Source organism: Archangium lansingense, from assembly GCF_026626635.1.
Classification (GTDB): Bacteria; Myxococcota; Myxococcia; order Myxococcales; family Myxococcaceae; genus Archangium; species Archangium lansingense.
The window spans coordinates 2,921,285-2,938,148 of sequence record NZ_JAPNKA010000001.1; the positions used below are offsets into that span (position 1 = coordinate 2,921,285).

At 66.8% G+C, this 16,864-nt stretch carries 15 protein-coding genes; all 15 read right to left on the reverse strand.

Annotated elements, in window-relative coordinates:
- Window positions 1–4 precede the first annotated feature (4 nt).
- The gene (locus tag OV287_RS11610) at window positions 5–490 is read right to left on the reverse strand and encodes a hypothetical protein (protein ID WP_267534088.1); all 486 of its coding nucleotides are present in this window, start codon (window positions 488–490) and stop codon (window positions 5–7) included.
- A complete protein-coding gene (locus OV287_RS11615; RefSeq protein ID WP_267534089.1) occupies window positions 487–4,401 on the reverse strand; it encodes a type VI secretion protein IcmF/TssM N-terminal domain-containing protein in 3,915 nt (1,304 codons plus the stop codon). The genes OV287_RS11610 and OV287_RS11615 overlap by 4 nt, the downstream gene beginning before the upstream one ends.
- A gap of 3 nt (window positions 4,402–4,404) precedes the next feature.
- Window positions 4,405–4,770 (reverse strand): hypothetical protein, encoded by a 366-nt coding sequence (locus OV287_RS11620; protein WP_267534090.1) that lies wholly within the window; start codon window positions 4,768–4,770, stop codon window positions 4,405–4,407.
- Window positions 4,771–4,779: 9 nt separating this feature from the next.
- Window positions 4,780–5,442, reverse strand: a complete 663-nt coding sequence (locus tag OV287_RS11625) for a DotU family type IV/VI secretion system protein (RefSeq protein WP_267534091.1) — start codon at window positions 5,440–5,442, stop codon at window positions 4,780–4,782.
- Complete coding sequence (locus OV287_RS11630; RefSeq protein ID WP_267534092.1) at window positions 5,439–7,121, reverse strand: type VI secretion system baseplate subunit TssF; 1,683 nt, start codon at window positions 7,119–7,121, stop codon at window positions 5,439–5,441. Before OV287_RS11630 ends, OV287_RS11625 begins: the two co-directional genes overlap by 4 nt.
- Before the next feature lie 7 nt (window positions 7,122–7,128).
- Complete coding sequence (locus OV287_RS11635; RefSeq protein WP_267534093.1) at window positions 7,129–7,734, reverse strand: hypothetical protein; 606 nt, start codon at window positions 7,732–7,734, stop codon at window positions 7,129–7,131.
- A 52-nt stretch (window positions 7,735–7,786) separates the two neighbouring features.
- On the reverse strand, window positions 7,787–9,433 hold the full coding sequence (locus OV287_RS11640) for a hypothetical protein (RefSeq protein WP_267534094.1): 1,647 nt from the start codon (window positions 9,431–9,433) through the stop codon (window positions 7,787–7,789).
- A 1-nt stretch (window position 9,434) separates the two neighbouring features.
- A complete protein-coding gene (gene tssE / locus OV287_RS11645) occupies window positions 9,435–9,821 on the reverse strand; it encodes a type VI secretion system baseplate subunit TssE (RefSeq protein WP_267534095.1) in 387 nt (128 codons plus the stop codon).
- A 1-nt stretch (window position 9,822) separates the two neighbouring features.
- A complete protein-coding gene (tssK, locus tag OV287_RS11650; protein WP_267534096.1) occupies window positions 9,823–11,115 on the reverse strand; it encodes a type VI secretion system baseplate subunit TssK in 1,293 nt (430 codons plus the stop codon).
- A gap of 33 nt (window positions 11,116–11,148) precedes the next feature.
- The gene (locus OV287_RS11655) at window positions 11,149–11,733 is read right to left on the reverse strand and encodes a hypothetical protein (protein ID WP_267534097.1); all 585 of its coding nucleotides are present in this window, start codon (window positions 11,731–11,733) and stop codon (window positions 11,149–11,151) included.
- Between the two features lie 34 nt (window positions 11,734–11,767).
- On the reverse strand, window positions 11,768–13,390 hold the full coding sequence (gene tssC / locus OV287_RS11660; RefSeq protein ID WP_267534098.1) for a type VI secretion system contractile sheath large subunit: 1,623 nt from the start codon (window positions 13,388–13,390) through the stop codon (window positions 11,768–11,770).
- 30 nt (window positions 13,391–13,420) lie between these two features.
- The gene (gene tssB, locus OV287_RS11665; RefSeq protein WP_267534099.1) at window positions 13,421–14,404 is read right to left on the reverse strand and encodes a type VI secretion system contractile sheath small subunit; all 984 of its coding nucleotides are present in this window, start codon (window positions 14,402–14,404) and stop codon (window positions 13,421–13,423) included.
- A 104-nt stretch (window positions 14,405–14,508) separates the two neighbouring features.
- On the reverse strand, window positions 14,509–15,447 hold the full coding sequence (locus OV287_RS11670; RefSeq protein WP_267534100.1) for a type VI secretion system baseplate subunit TssG: 939 nt from the start codon (window positions 15,445–15,447) through the stop codon (window positions 14,509–14,511).
- Between the two features lie 4 nt (window positions 15,448–15,451).
- Entirely contained in the window at window positions 15,452–16,468 is a 1,017-nt protein-coding gene (locus tag OV287_RS11675; protein WP_267534101.1) for a type VI secretion system protein IglI family protein, read from the reverse strand.
- Window position 16,469: 1 nt separating this feature from the next.
- Complete coding sequence (locus OV287_RS11680; RefSeq protein ID WP_267534102.1) at window positions 16,470–16,856, reverse strand: DUF4280 domain-containing protein; 387 nt, start codon at window positions 16,854–16,856, stop codon at window positions 16,470–16,472.
- Between the last annotated feature and the right edge of the window lie 8 nt (window positions 16,857–16,864).

Here is a 16,864-nt window from a genome sequence, read left to right on the forward strand (position 1 = left end):
CCGCCTACTTCTTCTCGCCGGCAGCGGGCAGCTCCGGAGGCTTCAGCTCGGGCGGCTTGGGCTCGGCGCCAATGGCCGGACCCGAGGTGACCTCGGCCCGGATCCGGTTTCCCTCCAGCTCGATGTCGAGCGAGGACTTCACCGGCGGCTCGAGCAACACCTGCCACGAGGGACCATCCGGCGTGGTGAAGAGGAAGTAGACGGCTACGGGCGATTCCGGCGGCAGCTTGACCCGGATGTTCTGGAGGGTACCGGGGTAGATGACCTCGCGCTGCAGCACCGACTCATCCGGGTCGACGACCCTGGCGGCCACCTCGGAGTAGGTCTCGGAGGCGTACTGCTTGGCGTCCACCTTGCGCACGAGCATGTAGAGCGGGCGCCCCTCGTTGCTGCCCGCGGGCGACTTGACGCTGAGGGAGAGGTGGCCCGGCAGGCACCCTCCCAGCACCAGGGTCGCCAGCGCCGCCAGGGACCGAAGAAGAGTGCTCACCGCACCACCTCCCGGAACGGCGTCCAGGGCTCGCCCCTCACGCGGAACTTGAGCTCCACCGCTGGACTGTTGGGCTCGGCGCCGCGCCGGTGCAGGCGCCACGTGCGGAGTTGGTCGGAGCTGAAGGTGGCGGAGGACTCGAGCAGGCGGAAGCAGCTCCAGGAGGAGGACTTCTCCAGCGTGCTGTACTGCTGCTTCTCCTGCTTGGGCGAGCGCTGCTCCAGGCTGAGCGAGGCCGTTGGCTGGCTCCACCAGGTGACGGGGAAGTCCTGCCAGGAGGGGGCCTGGTTGTAGCTGGAGGCGGTGGCCTTGCCGCACTTGAGCGTGGCCATGGTGATGAACCAGTCCTTGGCCGGAGAGGGCGGCAGCGGCTGGGGCATCACCTGGAGCATCAGCGGACGGGGCTTGCCCTCGTCATCCCACAGTACGCGTGACAGCTCGGACACCCTGCCGAGCGTGGTCAGCATCTTGCTCGGCAGCGCCAGCCGGCCCCTGAGCGCGCTTCGCAGCGCCCACTGCGTGCCGCGCTCCTCGCACACCGGGGAGATCATCCGCTCCACGAACTGCCAGAACGAGCCGTCCTTGCGGCGAAGCACCTCGAGCTGGCTGGGCTCCAGCTCTTCCAGTGACTCCGGACGGAACGGGTAGCGCTCCAGCAGCGGCCAGAGCTTTTGCGACGCCACCGCGTCCCACTCGCGCCGCAACAGGTCCTGGATCTCCTGCCTGCCCAGGTCCCGCGCCAGCTCGAAGGGTTTGCGGAAGGGCACCCGCAGCGGACCGATGAGGCCCTGGGCATCCATCCAGGCGTCCACCTCGCGCAGGTAGGAGCCCTTCTCCTCGAGGAGCATGGAGAGCGCCAGCCGCCCCAGGGGCGAGAGCTTCTCGGTGAGCTTGGGGGGACCGTCGGCTTCGCCCTCCGCGGCCTTGTCCGCCTTGTCCGCCTTCTCTTCCTTGGCGTCCTTGCCGCCAGAAGGCTTGCTGGCGTTCAGCTCGTCGATGAAGCGCGCGAGCAGCATCCGGTAGGCATCGAGCGCGGTGTAGTTGCCGTTCTTGTCCTGCACCATGAGCTGGACGATGGGGGAGAAGGGCGTCACGGCGTTGCGCACCGAGTCGTAGTAGGGCCCCTCCATCGGCTCCAGGTTGGCCCGGCTGGACACGTCGCGCAGCATGTCCACCAGCTTCGAGGCGGGCTGGGTGATCTCTCCCATCGCCTTGTACAGGGAGGGGGTGGGCTCGAAGTTGTAGGCGGATACCCGGTCGAAGAGGGCCTCGCGGTAGTTCAGGGCGAACGTGTCCACCTGCTGGCGCACGAGCTCCTGGCGCTGCGGGGCTTCGGTGGGGGAGAGCTGGGCGCTCTGCATCAGCTGGGTGAACTCATCCACCAGGGGCTTGTGCTGGGTGTAGAACTCGAAGTTCAGCCGGAGCAGCTTCTGCTCCGCCGTCTCCTTCGTGGCGTCCGTGGCGTCTTTGGCGTCCGCGGTGGCCTTGTTCGCCGGCTTGCAGGCGTCCTTGTCGATGAGCATCCGCATCAGCTCTCGCGAGTGCTTCTGCGGGATGAAGTCGAAGTAGTTCTGCGCCACCGTCACCTGGAGCGGCGCTTGGGCGGAAGACGTATGCGAAGCCAGCCGCACGTCGGGCTTGGTCTGCTGAGCGGAAGGCTTGGCCTGCTGCGCGGGAGGCTTGGCCTGCTGCGCGGGAAGCTTGGGCTGCTGAGCGACGGGCAGCGGCTGCGCGGGAGCCTCGGGCTGCGAGGCGGGCGACACCACATTGAGGTTGCCGTCGTCGCTGGAGGTGTCCCAGAGCCCATCCCGGGTGAGCCGCGCGGCGATGGACAGCTTCTCGACCGCCTTCCAACCGTCGTAGGCGTCCTCCTCCATGGTCAGCAATGCCGTGAGCGTCTGCCGGTTGTCGTTCACCCAGTCGAGGGATTCCTGAATGGAATCGAGGGAGCCCTGGATGGTTTTGAGCTTCTTGCGCGCCTCTTCCGGCGGAGTGGGCGTGCTGGAGGACGCGCTCAGGAGCACCTTCTCCATGTAGGGGCGCATCCGCTTCAGCGAGCTCCCGAAGATCACGCTGTCCTCGATGGTCCCCTTCAGCGCTTCCCGTTCCGGCCGCAGCTCCTCCAGCTTCGCCAGCTCCTCGCACGACTCGGCCTGCATGACCCGCTTCAACTCCTGGAGGTGCTTCATCCAGCGTTGGAGCTGCGCCTTGCCCGAGAGCTCCCGCTGGAAGGGCCAGCGCGCCCAGTCATCCTTCGGATCGATCGAGGCCTGCCAGGGCGTATTGCTGCAGAGGACATAGTCCTCGACCAGTGACTCGTTCAGGCCGAGCGCGGAGACCCAGCTGGTGCGCTGCTCGATGAGGGAGCTGTAGTGCTCCGTCTCCGGTGCCCACTCCCAGCGATGCTTGCTCCAGCTGTCCTTGATGACCAGCCTGCCGAGATCCTCGTCCCGGGAGGAATAGAGGATGGCCAGCAGGTGCACGAGCTGCTCCGGGCGGCACGCATGCGGAGACTTGCCGCACTGCTCGAGGGTGGGCTTGAGGTGGACCTGGCGGAGGACCGCGGCCAGGTCTGTCTTCAGACCCTCCACGCGCTGGGGGTGGCTGGACTTCAGCGGAGGCCAGTAGCCCATGGCCTTCCACAGCTCATTCATCTTCTGCCCCACCTCGACCACCTGGCCCTCGAAGAGGCTCAGGTCATGGTGGGCCGGGAGCGGAGCCATCTGCGTGGCGAACTGCTCCAGGCGCTTCTCGGAGCTCCGCAGCCGCAGATAGAAGTTGCCGTGCGCGGCCAGCACCGGCAGGCAACAGATGGCCGCGATGACCGCGCAGTTGCGCAGGTGCTTGCGCAGGTAGCGCTTGCGCTGCTCCAGGGCCTGCTGCTCCGTGGTGGACAGCGAGAGCGCCCCCACCGGGCGGGCCTGTTCCGTGCTCTTCGTGGGCTTGAAGGACAGGTACAGGGACTGGAGGTCGGGCTGGAGGGAGAGGGCGCTGCCCTCGCGCAGCGAGGTGACGAAGCGGGCGAGTGCCTTGAAGGCCTTGCCGCTCTGGGAGAAGAATCGCTCCAGCCGCCCGAAGGCCTCCACCGAGAGCGTGGTCAGTCCCAGGGAGAGGAAGCGCTCCTGGGCCTCCAGCAGGGTGACGAGCTCCTGCTCCAGCTTCGCCAGCTCGGTCGCGTCCACGCGGGGACCGGAGGGCCGGGGCAGCGTGAAGGTGAGCGAGCCCCCGTGCTGGTGCATCAGGTCCGCGAAGTCCGTGAAGCCCGGCAGCAGGTCCAGGTGCGTCACGCAGATGCGCGTCTCCACCGGCACCCGGCACGCTTCCGAGATGAGGTTGAGCTTGCCGCGCAGAAACTGGGCGATGCGCTTCTGATCATCGGGCAGGGTGTCCACGAGCCAGTCCACCCGGAGGGTGATGACGGCCAGCCCCTGCTGCTTGCTGACGAAGCACTCCTTCCACAGTCGCTGCAGCGCACGGCGGGCCTCGGGAGACTCGTCCTCGAGGAGCTTCGCCGACACCTCCTGCACCACCGTGTTCGGCCCGGCGTACAGCTGCATCAGCTCGTCGTCGACGTAGCTGGGCAGGTACTGGCGCTTCTGCGCCTCATAGTCCGCGTCGAGCTGGATGAGCTCCGTCTTGCCGGCGCGCAGCGGGCCGAACACGACCACGGTGGGCAGCTCTCGCATGGCGGCGCGCTTGACCAGCTCCATGCCGCTCAGGAAGCGCTGGCGCGCGCGCAGCAGCCGGTTGGAGGCGATGGCCGGGGACGTGCCCGCGTCCGGGGTCCTCTTCGACGGGTTCTTCTTGCGCCACCATACGAAGGCCACCACCGCGCCCACGGCGAGCACGGCCAGTAGGATCAGCACCCAGTGCGCGGCCACCACGTCCCAGAGCTTGCCGAGCGTCTCCACGCCTCACCCCTTCCCTTGGAGGTGGTGCGCGGCGACCTGGAGGGCCTCGAGGACCTCCTCCAGCGTGTCCAACGTCTGGCCCAGCTGCTCGCGCTCCTCCTGACGCTTCTTGGGCGTCAGCGGCGCCCGGTCCGGTCCCGGGTAGAGCGCCGCCACGCCTTGCCGTACCTCGGTCAGCAGAGGGTCCACGCCCTCACGCAGCCGCGGGGGCAGCTCTGACTCGATGGCCAGGGCCAGCCGCCGCAGTAGCAGCTCCGGGCCCACCGAGACGCCCTCCGACGGGGTGGGGCGCGGGCCGGCGACTCCCCGGCTCTCCTGCACGCCCCGGGGAGCGCGGCCGTTGTCTGCGGTAACGGTCGCCTCCTTCATCCTCTCGATTCACCTCGATGACCACCACAGTACCACTGGCAGGGCCAGGACGAAGAAACCGGTCACCCCGTAATAGAGGTAGGGGACCTCGGGCAGCCGGGTCTCCCCGGTGGTGACGGGGACGGGAGGGGCGCTCGCCAGCTCTGGCTGTGGAATCCTCTCCGCTAGCTGCATCTTGTAGTCGCGGAGCCTCGCCGGTCTGTCCTCATAGCGGCCCTTGAAGCCCGCGGTGAGGCAGAAGTGCAGCATCTCGTAGATGAGCGTCGAGGAGCCCGGCGAGTCTTTCAGCCGTTCGTCGGCCAGCTCGAAGAAGAGATCGCCGCCCGAGTCCTCCTGGAAGCGCTCGAACTGCAACATCGGCCATTCTTCGCTCCGCTTCGTCTCGGCCAGCCGGCGTTGGACGAGCTCGTCCTCCAGGTACACGAAGGGGCGCAGGACGTCTTCGAGCTCCAGGGCGCCCAGGTGCTGGTCATCGCGCAGCAGCGCTTGCTCCAGCGACTTGATGCCCTCCCGCAGCAGCTTGTGCAGCTCGCGGAGCAGCTCCTGGGGGTCCCCAGCCGGCGGCTTCTGGTCTCCCGGGCCGGTGGCCGTCTCCTTGGGCAGGTACTCCTCCAGCAGCGTGCACGCCTGCTGGTAGGTGTCGAAGACACTCCTCCACTGTGCGCGCTTCACGGCGTCCCCCAGAGCTTCAGCGGGCCCGAGCCGCGCACCGTGGGACGCAGCTCGACGGAGGCCTCGGCGTTCCAGGCATCGAGCACCTCCTTCACCTGCTCCAACAGACACACCATCAGCGGCTCGAAGCTGGGCTCGAAGGCGTCGAGCTCCAGCTCGTAGACGTGCCGCAGGCCCGAGCCGCGCATGGCTCCGTCCGGCAGCGTGGAGACCTTCAGCTCGCCCAGCAGCGGAAGGAGGGCCTGGAACGGGTTTTCCGCGGGAGTGCCGAGCGAGGCCAGCACAGGGAGGAGCTGCTCGCGCGTGAGCGTCGGCCTGGTCTTCCAGGCCAGGAGCTGGGTGAGCGCGGCCACGTTGTCGCGCACCGGGCTGTCGCGGTGCGGTTGGAGCGCGCCCACCATCTCCCAGCCCATGCCCTCCACGTGCCGGCTCGGTGTGGATACCTTGAAGGGAGGAATGGCCTGCGAGGCGAACTTTGGCTGGTACCACAGCGCGTCCACCATCACCTTGCGCGGCTCGGTGAAGGCCTCGGGCATGCGGACCACCAGCCGGTGGCGCGGGCTCAAGTCCTCGGCGAGCTCCTCTTCCAGCTCGTAGCTCGCCTCTTTGCCCGGCAGATGGGTGGGGCGCATGGGCGAGCGCCCCGAGGGGGTCAGCTCGTAGACGGCCTTCACCGACTGGAGGCGGAACTCACGCCCGGCGCTCTGGCTCAGCAGGGGGAACTCGGAGCGCGTGCCGTCGACGGAGAGGAGCTGCGCCGGTTCTGCCTTGAGGTTGACCACCGGCGCGACGAAGGGCACGAGGAAGTCGGGACGCGCCGAGCGCCCCACTGTCCATTCCTTCTTCAAGTCCAGGCAGAGGCTGAAGCGCTTCCACTCCCGGGAGTGGGGCGCCACATTCACGTGCAGGAAGAGGCCCTGCTCGGGGAGCTGGAAGAAGGAGCGCACGCGGTGCAGCGGATGGGAGAAGGCGGCCGAGTCCTCCACCTCGTCGGGGTGGCGGTAGGAATGCTTGCAGGGCTTCCAGGGCGCGCCGCGGGCGGTCTCGTAGGCGTTGCCGTCTTCGCTGTCGTCGCCGTCGTGGTAGTAGACGCTCACCGACTCCAGGTGCTGGCGCAGCGCGTGGTACACGGCGAGCGAGGAGCGGTACTCGTCCAGGTGTCTCACGTGCAGGCTGAGCAGGCCCACCGAGTCCTTGCGGCTGTTGTCCTTCAGCACCGACACGAAGCTCAGGATGACGCGGAGGTTTCCGTTCTTCAGCTCCACCAGCCGCGAGCTCTCCAGCTCGAGCGGGAGCACCCGGAGGTCTCTCTGGAGGCGGAAGGAGCCAGCCACGCCCTCGGTGGGAGTGAGCCGCAGCTCGGTGCCTCGGGGCAGCACCACCGCCTCGGCCATCTTCTTGTCCGGCACCGCGCGCACCAGCGCCGTGGCCGGCAGCGGCTCGAGCAGGAAGTCGAAGAAGCTGGAGAACAGGCGCATCCAGGTGGCGCGCAGGTTGTGCAGCGTGGCGCGCCGCGTCTGCACCGAGAAGAAGGCCATCGACTCCATCAACCGGCGGACGTCGGGATCCTCTCGCTCCAGGGGGGCGGAGGGATGGGTCTGCCGGTAGCGCTGGCGGAAGCGCTCCAGCATGTCCATCTCGGAGAGGAAGTCCTGGTAGAGCTGATCCGTGGTGTCCATGCGTCCCTCACCCCAGCTTCACGAGCGAGCCGCCGACACTCGTTATCGAGCCCTTGAGATCGGCCATGCCCGTGGACTCGAGCCCGAGCTTGCCCTGGGCAGACACGGTGACCATGGGGGCCTTCAGCTCCGCCTTGGCCGAGCCAGACAGCGCGAGCTGCAACCCATCCACCTTCGCCTCGCCCGCGGTGGCCTTCAGGCTCGCCTGCATCCCCTCGAGCTCCACCTTGCTGGCGCTGGCCTTCATGCTGGCCTTGCCGGTGGAGGAGGAGAGCGCGAGGTCCTGGGTGGCGCTCTGGGTGAGCTTCGCGCTCGAGGTGAAGGTCATGTCCTGCGTGCTCTTCAGCTCGAGGGTCTGCTGGCTCGTCCACTTCGAGGCTTGCTTCGACTCGAGCGTGACGGTGTCCGCGGTCACCTTGAAGTCCTTGCAGGTCACGGTGACGCTGTCTGCCTTCTGGACAATGGTGCTCGTGTCGGAAGAGCTCTTCACCTCCAGGGTGATGCCCTCGCCGTCCAGGGTCATCGTCTGGGTGAGCTGGCCTTGGGTATCCTCGACCTTCACCGTGATGCCCTTTTCCTTGTCCAGCTCGATGGTGCAGACCAGCTTCGCCATGGCCGGGACGAGGAGACCCCGTGAAGGGGGGTAGGGCAAGTTTCCCGACCGCTCAGCCCTCCTCCTCCTTCACCTGGATGAAGAGCGAGCCCTCCTTGATGCGCAGCGTCCCCGTGTCCTTGTCATTCGTGCGCATCAACTGGAAGACGGGCTTGGAGTCCTCGTAGAAGTGCTTCATCGCCGTACCACTCTGCGTCGTCTTGCCCATGAGGAGCTGCACACCCTGGCCGTCCTGGGGCATGCGGGCTCCGGCGCGCCAGTCGAGGAAGCGCTTGAGCCAGGCCTGCTGGAAGTCGAGCGCCACCAGCACCCGCTCGCCCTTGTAGGCGGGGAAGTAGTAGTGGCCCGGCAGCAGGTTGGGGTTGAACGGGACGGTGATGACCTGGTCATCCCAGAGCGGAATCTTGACCTTGTACTGGTCCAACGAGGTGTCGGAGTCGGTATAGGCCTGCCAGGTCTCGTCCGCGTCCTCACCCACCTCGCTGACGATGGTGCCCTCTACATAGCGGGGGTAGCGCGGCGGGGTGTAGGCGGGCAGCTCGAGAAAGGTCTCGTCCTGGAGCTCCAGCCGGGTGCGCATCTGGAAGTGGAAGCCGGCATCCGGTGAATCCAGCCCGGAGTCGAGCTGCACGTCCATGGCCGTGCCGCGCAGGGACATGTGGCGGACGCGGAAGGTCTCGTCGGCGGGCACTCCGGCAGCGCTCCAGCCCTGGGTGGAGGGCAGCTTCATCCGCGTGCCCGGCACGAAGGCGAGCGCGGGGAAGCGGTTCCAGTCCAACACCAGCTCCAGGCCGCGGGCCGTCAGCCGGGCCTTCTCCCGGTCCACTCGCGCCTGCACCTCGTCGGAGATGGGCGTGCGCAGCAGCACGTCCTGGCGGATGCCGGAGACGGCCTGGGTCTGGGTGAGGTCCTCGGTGGTGGGGTCCTCGGCGATGGCGTTGAGCACCCGCACGTCGTGGCGGATGACCTCGGGGAAGACGACCTCCAGCGAGGCCACGTCCGCGGCGCGCGGCTCCAGGGGCGTGCCCTGGGTGTCCTTGGCGGCGGAGAGCTTGTAGCCCTGCGACTCATAGTCGTACGTGAGCACGCCGTTGTGAGCGTCCACGTACCAGAGCAGCAGATCATAGAAGCTCGCGTCCGCCTCTGGGCCCAGCCCGAGGAAGAGCTGGGGACGGGTGGCGCCGAGGACGGCGTCCCAGTCATACGTGAGGGAGATCTTCTCTCCCTTGTGCGCGTCGAGCACGTCCTGGAAGGTCTTCTGCGTGTAGAGGACGCAGGGGAAGTGCTGGCTCCACAGCAGCCGCGCGGCGTCGACGAAGCGCACGCCGTAGCGGCGGTGGAGGAGGGGCGTTCCGGCCGCGGGAGTGGCGGGCAGCTCGGTGAGCGTCTTGTCCGCCACCAGCCCCTTCACCTTCAGCGAGGTGGGGGTGGGGCGCTTCGGGGCGTCGGTGTGGACGGCCTTCAGCTCCAGCGTCACCTCGGCCAGGTCTGGCTTCAGGAAGTCGGCCAGGAGCGCGTCCTTCTGCTGGCCGCCGTGTCCCTGGGTGTCCGCGAGGATGAACTCCACGCGGCCCTCCAGGCCCCAGGTGTGCAGCTCCAGCTCGAAGGACTGGATGTTGCCGGGGGGCAGGGTGTGGGTGGTGCCGTCGATGGAGAGCGAGAGGGAGACGACCAGCCGGTCCGGGGTGGGCCCGCGCATGTCACTCCTTCCTCTGGATACGCACGCGGCTGCTCACGGTATCGAAGAGGAGCTGCAGCGTGAGGGGGGTGCCTCTCAGCATCGCCGTCAGCTCGAAGTGCAGCCACAGCGTGGCGTCCCGGCCGAGCATCTTCACCTCCACGTCCCGCAGCCGCGGCTCGTACCGTTCGATCTCCTCCTGGAGCTCCTCGGTGAGCGTCTTCACCAGGGCGCTGGTGCCCCGCTTCCCGGTGTAGTCCCCGAGCCCGAAGTCACGCCGGAAGTACCCATAGCCTTCCTGGGTGTTGAGGACGGCCTCGATGTTGCGAATCACCTGGGCCAGCTCGTCGTGGGCCTGGGGGCCGGGCTTGTCTCCGAGGAGCTTGTCCAGGAAGGGGCGGCGCACCATCTCACTTCCCTCGCCAGAAGAGGGAGACCTCGGCGCCCTCGAGCGCGGGCGTGGCGTAGAAGGCCAGCGCCAGACCGTTCTCGCGCAGGGCGTGCGGCCACTCCTTGCCCTCGGCCTTGAGCTGGTGCCACTCGATGTCGAGCGGCATGTCGTGGGGGAAGTCGGGGGCCGCGAGATGCTGGGAGGGGATGCCCTTGAGCGCCAGGCGGCGGACATCCGCCAGCCGCGCCGGACTGGCCAGCTTGACCTTCAGGTTCTCCTTCTCCTTCGAGCGGCCCCCCTGCGGCTCCTTGCGCTTGATGAGCAGGTAGAAGTCCTGCTCGAGGGGCTTCGTCATCCCATCCTTCTCCCCGAGCTCGATGAGGAACAGCCCCTCCTTGGGCTTGAAGGTGAAGGCCTTGACGGTGGGCTGCGTGCCACGGGCCTTGAGGTTGAAATCGAGCAGCGACATCCAACCACTGAGGCTGAGACCGGGCTTGTCGTGCCGGTATTCCGGCATCTGCTTGTCGTCGGGCTCTACCTGGTAGTAGCAGCAGATCTCGAAATAGAGCCGGCGCAAGGCATTGAAGAACACGTAGGGATGCGGATGGATGCCTCCCTCCATGTCCGCGAGCAGCGACTGCAGGGCGCGCACCTCGCAATAGGCGCGGCGGGCATTGGTGAGCTGATCCTTGCGCAGCAGGTTGTCCTGGGCACCGCCGAGGAAGGTGCGCAGCTCGCCCTGGGCCCGGCTGAGCAGCTTGTCCAACCGCCTGAGCAGCTCATCGAGAAGAGGATTGGAGCCCACCTGCAGCAGCGGGGGTGCCTTCTTCGAGGACAGGCGCCAGTTGCGCTTGTGGTCGATGGTCGCCGTGGCCAGCGTCATCAGCCGCCGGGCGTGCTCCACGGTCTGCAGATGGGAGATGAACAGCTCGTGGACGACGAGGGGCACACCGGAGGCGGGCAGGGGCCCATCATCGTCCTCTTCCGGCTCCTGCTGGCTCTGGAAGAGGTAGAGGGTGACCTCGGAGGTGCCAGCCTCCTTCAGGGCGTACTCCTTCACGGTGGCGTTGCCCGGCACGTCCACCAGGAAGCCGCTGCGCGTCAGCGCAGTCATCGCCTTGATGCTGAAGACGCCCTGCTTGAGCTGGTCCTTGTCCAACTCGAGCGAGGCGATGCCGTACTGGGGCAGGCCCGACAGCCCGGCTTGGAGCCGGGCCTCGGCCGCCAGCGACTGCTCCTGCTTCTGGAAATGGGCGGGGAGCAGCGTCTGGCCAACCCGCCAGCGGACCCGCGCAAGCTTGTGAGGCTGCATGGCTTGGTCTTCCGCTGGCGGGGGACCAGGGCGTTACTTCGCCTTGGTCTCCGTAACACCCCACTGCTTGACGATGTTCTTGGACGCGGCGGTGGCCACGTTGATCGTCTGCTCCACCGTCTGGGGCTTGATGCCCACCTGGAAGGTGAAGTTCTTGGGTGACTGTACCTCGGTGGACTCGTTGTCCGCGATGGCGAGGTTCAGGTCGTCCCCGTTCTTCTCCAGCAGGCCGTTGAGCTCCTTGTCCAGGTAGTTGGACTTGAAATACTTCTTGGCCAGCGGGTCGTACTCGAAGAGGACGTACTTGAAGACCACGTCGATGCTGGCCCAGTCGCCCAGCAGCATGGATGCCAGCAATTGCTTGTTGGCGGTGGAGACCTGCCCGGACAGGTAGACGGCGTCCGTGGAGCCCGTCTCCCAGAGGTAGTGGTTGAGCACCGCCACCACGTTGCCGTCCAGGTTCTTGGTCGGCTCCTCGGGGTTCTTGATGGTCTCCTGGTCGGCGGAGAGTGCTTTGCCGCCGATGGTCATCGAGATGATGTAGCCGACCGGGGTCTGCTTGTCCTTCTTGAAGTTGAATCCCTGGTACACATCCAGGGCGCGCGCGAATTGGGGCATCGTCTACTCCTGATTGCGAAAGGGTGAGGGGGCGTCAGCCGAGCCGCGACTCCAGGCGCAGCTCCACATCGAGGCCCTCGAACTGGATGTGCGGCAGCACGGAGATGACGCACGAGTACCAGCCGATCTGCCCAGGCTTGTTCACCACGTTGACGCTGGTGGCCTTGAAGGGGAAGCGGCGCAGCGTCAGGTCATCCGGGTTGATCACCGTGGTCACGTACCCGGCCAGCCACGCGTCGATCTGCCGCTGGATGTAGGGCGCGTCCGCGGTGCTGCCGATGTTGTCGCGCATGATGCACTTGATGTAGTGCGCGATGCGGGTGATGGAGAACGTGTAGGCCAGGTTGGCCACGAGCTGCGAGTTCTCCGAGTCCTTGGCGTCCTTGAAGCGCTTGGTGGACTTGAGGGACTGGGTGCTGAAGAACGTCGCCTCCCCCTCGTTCTTCCGGTACACGAGCGGGATGAAGCCGTTGCGGGCGAACTCGTACTCCCGGTAGTCGGGGATGATCATCTCCACCGGGGGCTGGATGGCCTTCTGGCCGCGCAGCTCGAAGGTGTCCACGGGCAGGCCCTTGATCTGCCCGCCGCCCTTGGGGCCGCGGATGGACTGGCACCAGCCGGACTGCTCGAAGGCCTTCACCAGGTTGCGCGCCAGCAGGATGGCGGCGTTGCCCCACAGGTAGTTCTTGGAGATGACCTCCACCGCCTTGGGCTTCTTGCGCTCATCGTCGTCCGGCAGCAGCTCGAGCACCCGCTTCGTCTGCTCGTCCACCTCGGCGTACTCGAGCGTCCTCTCCGTGAAGGTGGAGACCTCGTCGCAGGGATTCTTCTCCGGGTGCCAGGGCTGGCGGAGGATGTAGCGCGGCAGGGTGAGCCCGATGTAGGCGCCCGACTCCGAGTCCCGCAGCATCTTCCACTTGCTGTAGCGCGGCTCGGACAGCACACCATCCAGGCTGCGCAGGGCCTCGAGCCCCTGGGCATCGAAGGTCTTCTTGTCGAGCGAGAAGAACCTGTAGTCAGCGGCGGAGATGAAGGGGCAGTGGGCGGCATTGGCCACCCAGCTCATGCGCTCCAGCCAGGCCAGCTCCATCGGGAGGGACGGATCGAACTCGTACAGGCCGAGCATGACGCCATAGGGACGTCCGCCGTACTGATCGTACTCCTGGACGTAGACCTTCTTGAAGAGCGAGCTGGAGAAGATGTCGCTGGAGTTGCTCTCGAAGTCCTGGGCGAGCTCCTCCTTCTTCACATCCAGGAGCTCGATGGTGATGTTGGCCTGGAAGTTGGTGTTGTTGACCAGGTCCTCCAGCCCACGCCACGCGGCCTCCATCTTCTGGAAGTTCTCGTCGTGGAGGATGGAGTTGAGCTGGGTTTCGATGAGCTCGTCGACGCGCTGGATGGCCTTGGCCACCGAGCCCTTGTCGAAGCGCAACTTGGTGGCATCGTCATCGCGCTTGACGGGCTCGACGTTGTAGAGGAGCGCGGCCAGGGAGGACAGGAAGCGGTCGTTCTCCTTGACGTCCTTCTCGTCGAGTGCGTTCGCGTAGGCGGGCTGCAGCCCGGTCTCGAGCATGGGCAGGGGCTTGGCGGGCACTTCCCCGAGCTTCACCCCTGTGAAGAGTTTGTTCAGCAGTTCGGTGGCGTTCGTATCGGCCATGGGGCGAGGATTCCTTGGCGTAGCGGGGGGTCAGGCTCCAGAACCGTCCTGGGGCAGGTCCAGGCTCTTGAAGCTGGGAGCCTTCTTCATGGGCGAGAGCTGCGGGGGCGCCTTCAACGGGAGCTCCTCGACCTTCGCCTGGAGCTCCGTGAGGCCAGTCTGGAGCGACCCGAGCGCGTCCTTGAGCTTCTGCCAGGTCGCCGCATCCGCGGCCAGCTCCGTGAGCTTCGTCTTGAGCGCGGCGGCGTCGGTGATGCTCTTGAGCGCATCCAGGGGCGGCTCGGCCGGCTTGAGGGCATTGAAGGCGGTGGCGATGGCAGGGAGCTGGCCCTTGAGCGTCTCGGGCTTGTCGTCCTTGCTCAGCGCCTTGAGCGCGTCGTCCGCGGCCAGCGTCGCGAGCGCGTCGTCCGTCCAGAACTTCTTGAGCTCGGCCTTCATCGCGTCGTAGCTGGCGAACGTGGACGTGAGGCTGTCCTGGAGCGCGGGCACCAGCAGGCCCTCGAGCCCGTCCTGCAGCTTCTTGATGCCATCCTCGGACTTGTACAGCTCTTCGATCTGGCCCCGGAGGATCTTGTTGTTGTCGATGTTGGACTGGATGCTCTCCAGGAGCTTGCGCAGCAGCCGCAGGGCGCGGAGCTGGGGCACCTGCTTGACGATCTCGTCCGGATGGAAGGACTTCATCGAGTCGATCGTCAGCGTGACCGGGAATGGAGGCAGATTGGGATTGGCGTTGGGCACCTCGTCGGCGAGCGGCAGGGACATCTTCATGTCCGCCATCAGCTTGTCGAGCTGCTTGCCGCCACCGGTGACCGAGCGGATCTTCCGCTCGTCGAGATCGATGTCCTTGGGCTTCCCGTCTGGGGTTGTCCCCTTGAAGTCAGACGAGGTGCCGTGTGAGAAATTGCCGAGCACAAGCACGCGGAAGGGCAGGTCGACTTCCTGTTCCTGGCCGTTGATGTTTGTGCGATAGGTCAGTGTGATGCGGGACTTGGGTAGCCTGTCCTGGATGGGCACTGTCACTCCTCCCCGGAGGCGGTGCGCGTTCCATGGACAGACATCCATGGGACCGCCACGTGTTGTGCGTACAACGTAGCGCGAGGCCGGAGCGGGGCAAGAAATCAACTTGCGCGGCGGATCGTCCGCCGTGGTGCCTGGCCTGTTGTAGCGGCCTGTCGCTCCGTGTTTCCAGAGAAGAGGATGATGCGCTGCGCGTCGTCCTTCCCCACCTTGAGGGGATCGTAGCCGAGGTAGCTGTCGTCCTCGATGGTGCGCTGGTCGTCGACGCGGATGTGATTGGGGTGGTCGCGCAGCACGAGGAGGACGGTGAGCAACAGGGGTGTGTCGGCCAGTAGCGGGAGGATGCGAGTCTTCAGCCGCTCGGGCGCCTCGTGTGCCCAGGGCTTGCCAGTGCCGCACCAGGGCTCGTCACAGAAGATGGAGACCTCCAGGCCGCCGGTGGGCACCTGCGCGAAGCCGCCCATGGCGGTGGAGTCTCCGAGCGCGGAGGCCCCGAGCCGGATGTTGCGGCTGGGGATTGGCTGGCGGCGCACCTGACGGCGCACGGAGATGTCCGTCTCGGGGAAGACCTTGGCGAACAGCCAGTGCAGGGTGCTGGGACTGGTGGGGCGCAGCAGGCGCAGCCGGTCGGTGGTGGACTTCTCCCAGCCGGGCAGCAGCGTCTCGTCCCGGTTCGGGTAGAGCCCGGCGAAGCGCGCCCGCAGCAGCTCATGGTCGAAGAAGCGGAGGAAGTCCTCCATGCGGCCGTCCTGCTGCTGATCCAGCGTTCGCAGCATGAAGGAGGGCAGCAGCGACTGCACGCTGAGCAGTCCCACGTTCACCGTGATGATGACGCGCTTGCGCTCGCGCCCGCGCTCGTCTTTCTCGGTGAGGAACTGGATGTCGTGCACGAGGTGTCCCTTGTGCACGTGGGTGCGGAGGCTGCGGTACTCGAACTCGGCATCGCCGTAGCCCGAGTGGGCCAGCAACTCCAGCAGCGCGGGGATGTCGAAGAGGTGGATGCGCTCGCGGATGCGCTCCTCGAGGGAGGGGCCGGCCATGGGACTACTCCAGCGGCTCGCCGCCCTGCTGCGCGAGGAAGGCGTCGAGGTCCACGCGGTAGAGCTGCTCGAGCGAGCGGAAGGCCAGCGAGTCGGTGCTCTGCAGCAGGCGCTCGACGCTGTCCGCGTACGTGCTCAGGCCGGAGAAGAAGCGGGAGAAGAGGGTGGGCAGGTACAAGCGCGGGTCGAAATGGTCGAGCGTGTGCAGCACGTCCGCGGCCACCACGCTGGCGCGCGCCAGGTCCTTGCGCTCCACGAGCATGTCGAAGGCATCCAGCTTGCGGATGAGCAGGGCGAGCGCAGGGGAGATGGGAATCGAGGGGCCGGCGGCGGGAGCCTGGGGCGCTGCCGACGTGCGCGGGGGAGCGGCCTTCGGTGGCTCCTCCTCGAACTCCTCCTCGTCGTGCTCCGGAGCGTCCTCTTCGGCCGGGTCCTCCTCGTGTGGCTCGGGAGCATGGGGCAGGGCGGACAGGTGGGACTCGAGCCAGGTGACGAGCTGTTTCAGCTGGGGCTCGCAACCGCTTCCAGGCAGCGTCCTGCCCAGGGCCTCCACCACCTCCGGCTCGAGCATGAGCGCATCCTGCAGTGGCTCCCGGTTGTCCGGCGCGCACCACTGATGCCACGTCTCGTCCTTGCTGCGCGCGTGGAACTCGAGGTGCCGGTACAGGGTCTTGAAGAGCGAGCGCAGGCCGCTCTGGAGGTAGACGGTCTTCTTGTCCTCAGGGCCGAAGGTCTCCCATTGGCTCGTCAGGAGCTTGGAGAGGAAGGCGAAGAGGGAGGGCAGGGCGTGAAGACCATGCTCGAGGAAGGCCCCGAAGAGGTAGGGATGCACCAGCCGCACGTCGCGCACGCCCTCGCCCAGCAAGGCTTCTGCCTCCGATGCGGCCTGGGGGTAGTTGCCCTGGTTCACCAGCGCGGTGAGCCGCTCCAGCCGGTCCTCCGTGCTCTCGGCATCCGGGGGCTGGGCCGTGGAGGGTTCCAGATAGGTGAGATCGAGCAGGGCGGGGGTTGTCTCGGACATCTTAGGAATCCATCACCGTGAACTGACCGGGGCTGACAATCTGGATGACGCCGCCATAGCTGCAGATGAGCTTGGAGTCGCTGGTGAGCGCCGGCATGTTGCCGATGAGGACCTTGGGACATCCGGGGACCCAGGGAGCCGCCGTGGCGGGGATGCACGGCATGGGGGTGAGCACCCCAAGGGCCGCCGCCGTGGCCGCGGCCACCGTGGGGTTGGAGGGCGACTGGCACATCCCGAAGGGGAGGACATTCATCAGCGGCTTGTTGTCCATGATGTTGGCCGCTGGCGTCGTGGCGAGCACCCGGTTGGCGGGCAGCACCATCAACGTCGAGGGCGCCACGCCGAAGCTGCACTGCATCATGGCTCCCAAGACGACCTGGACTCCCATGGACGGCT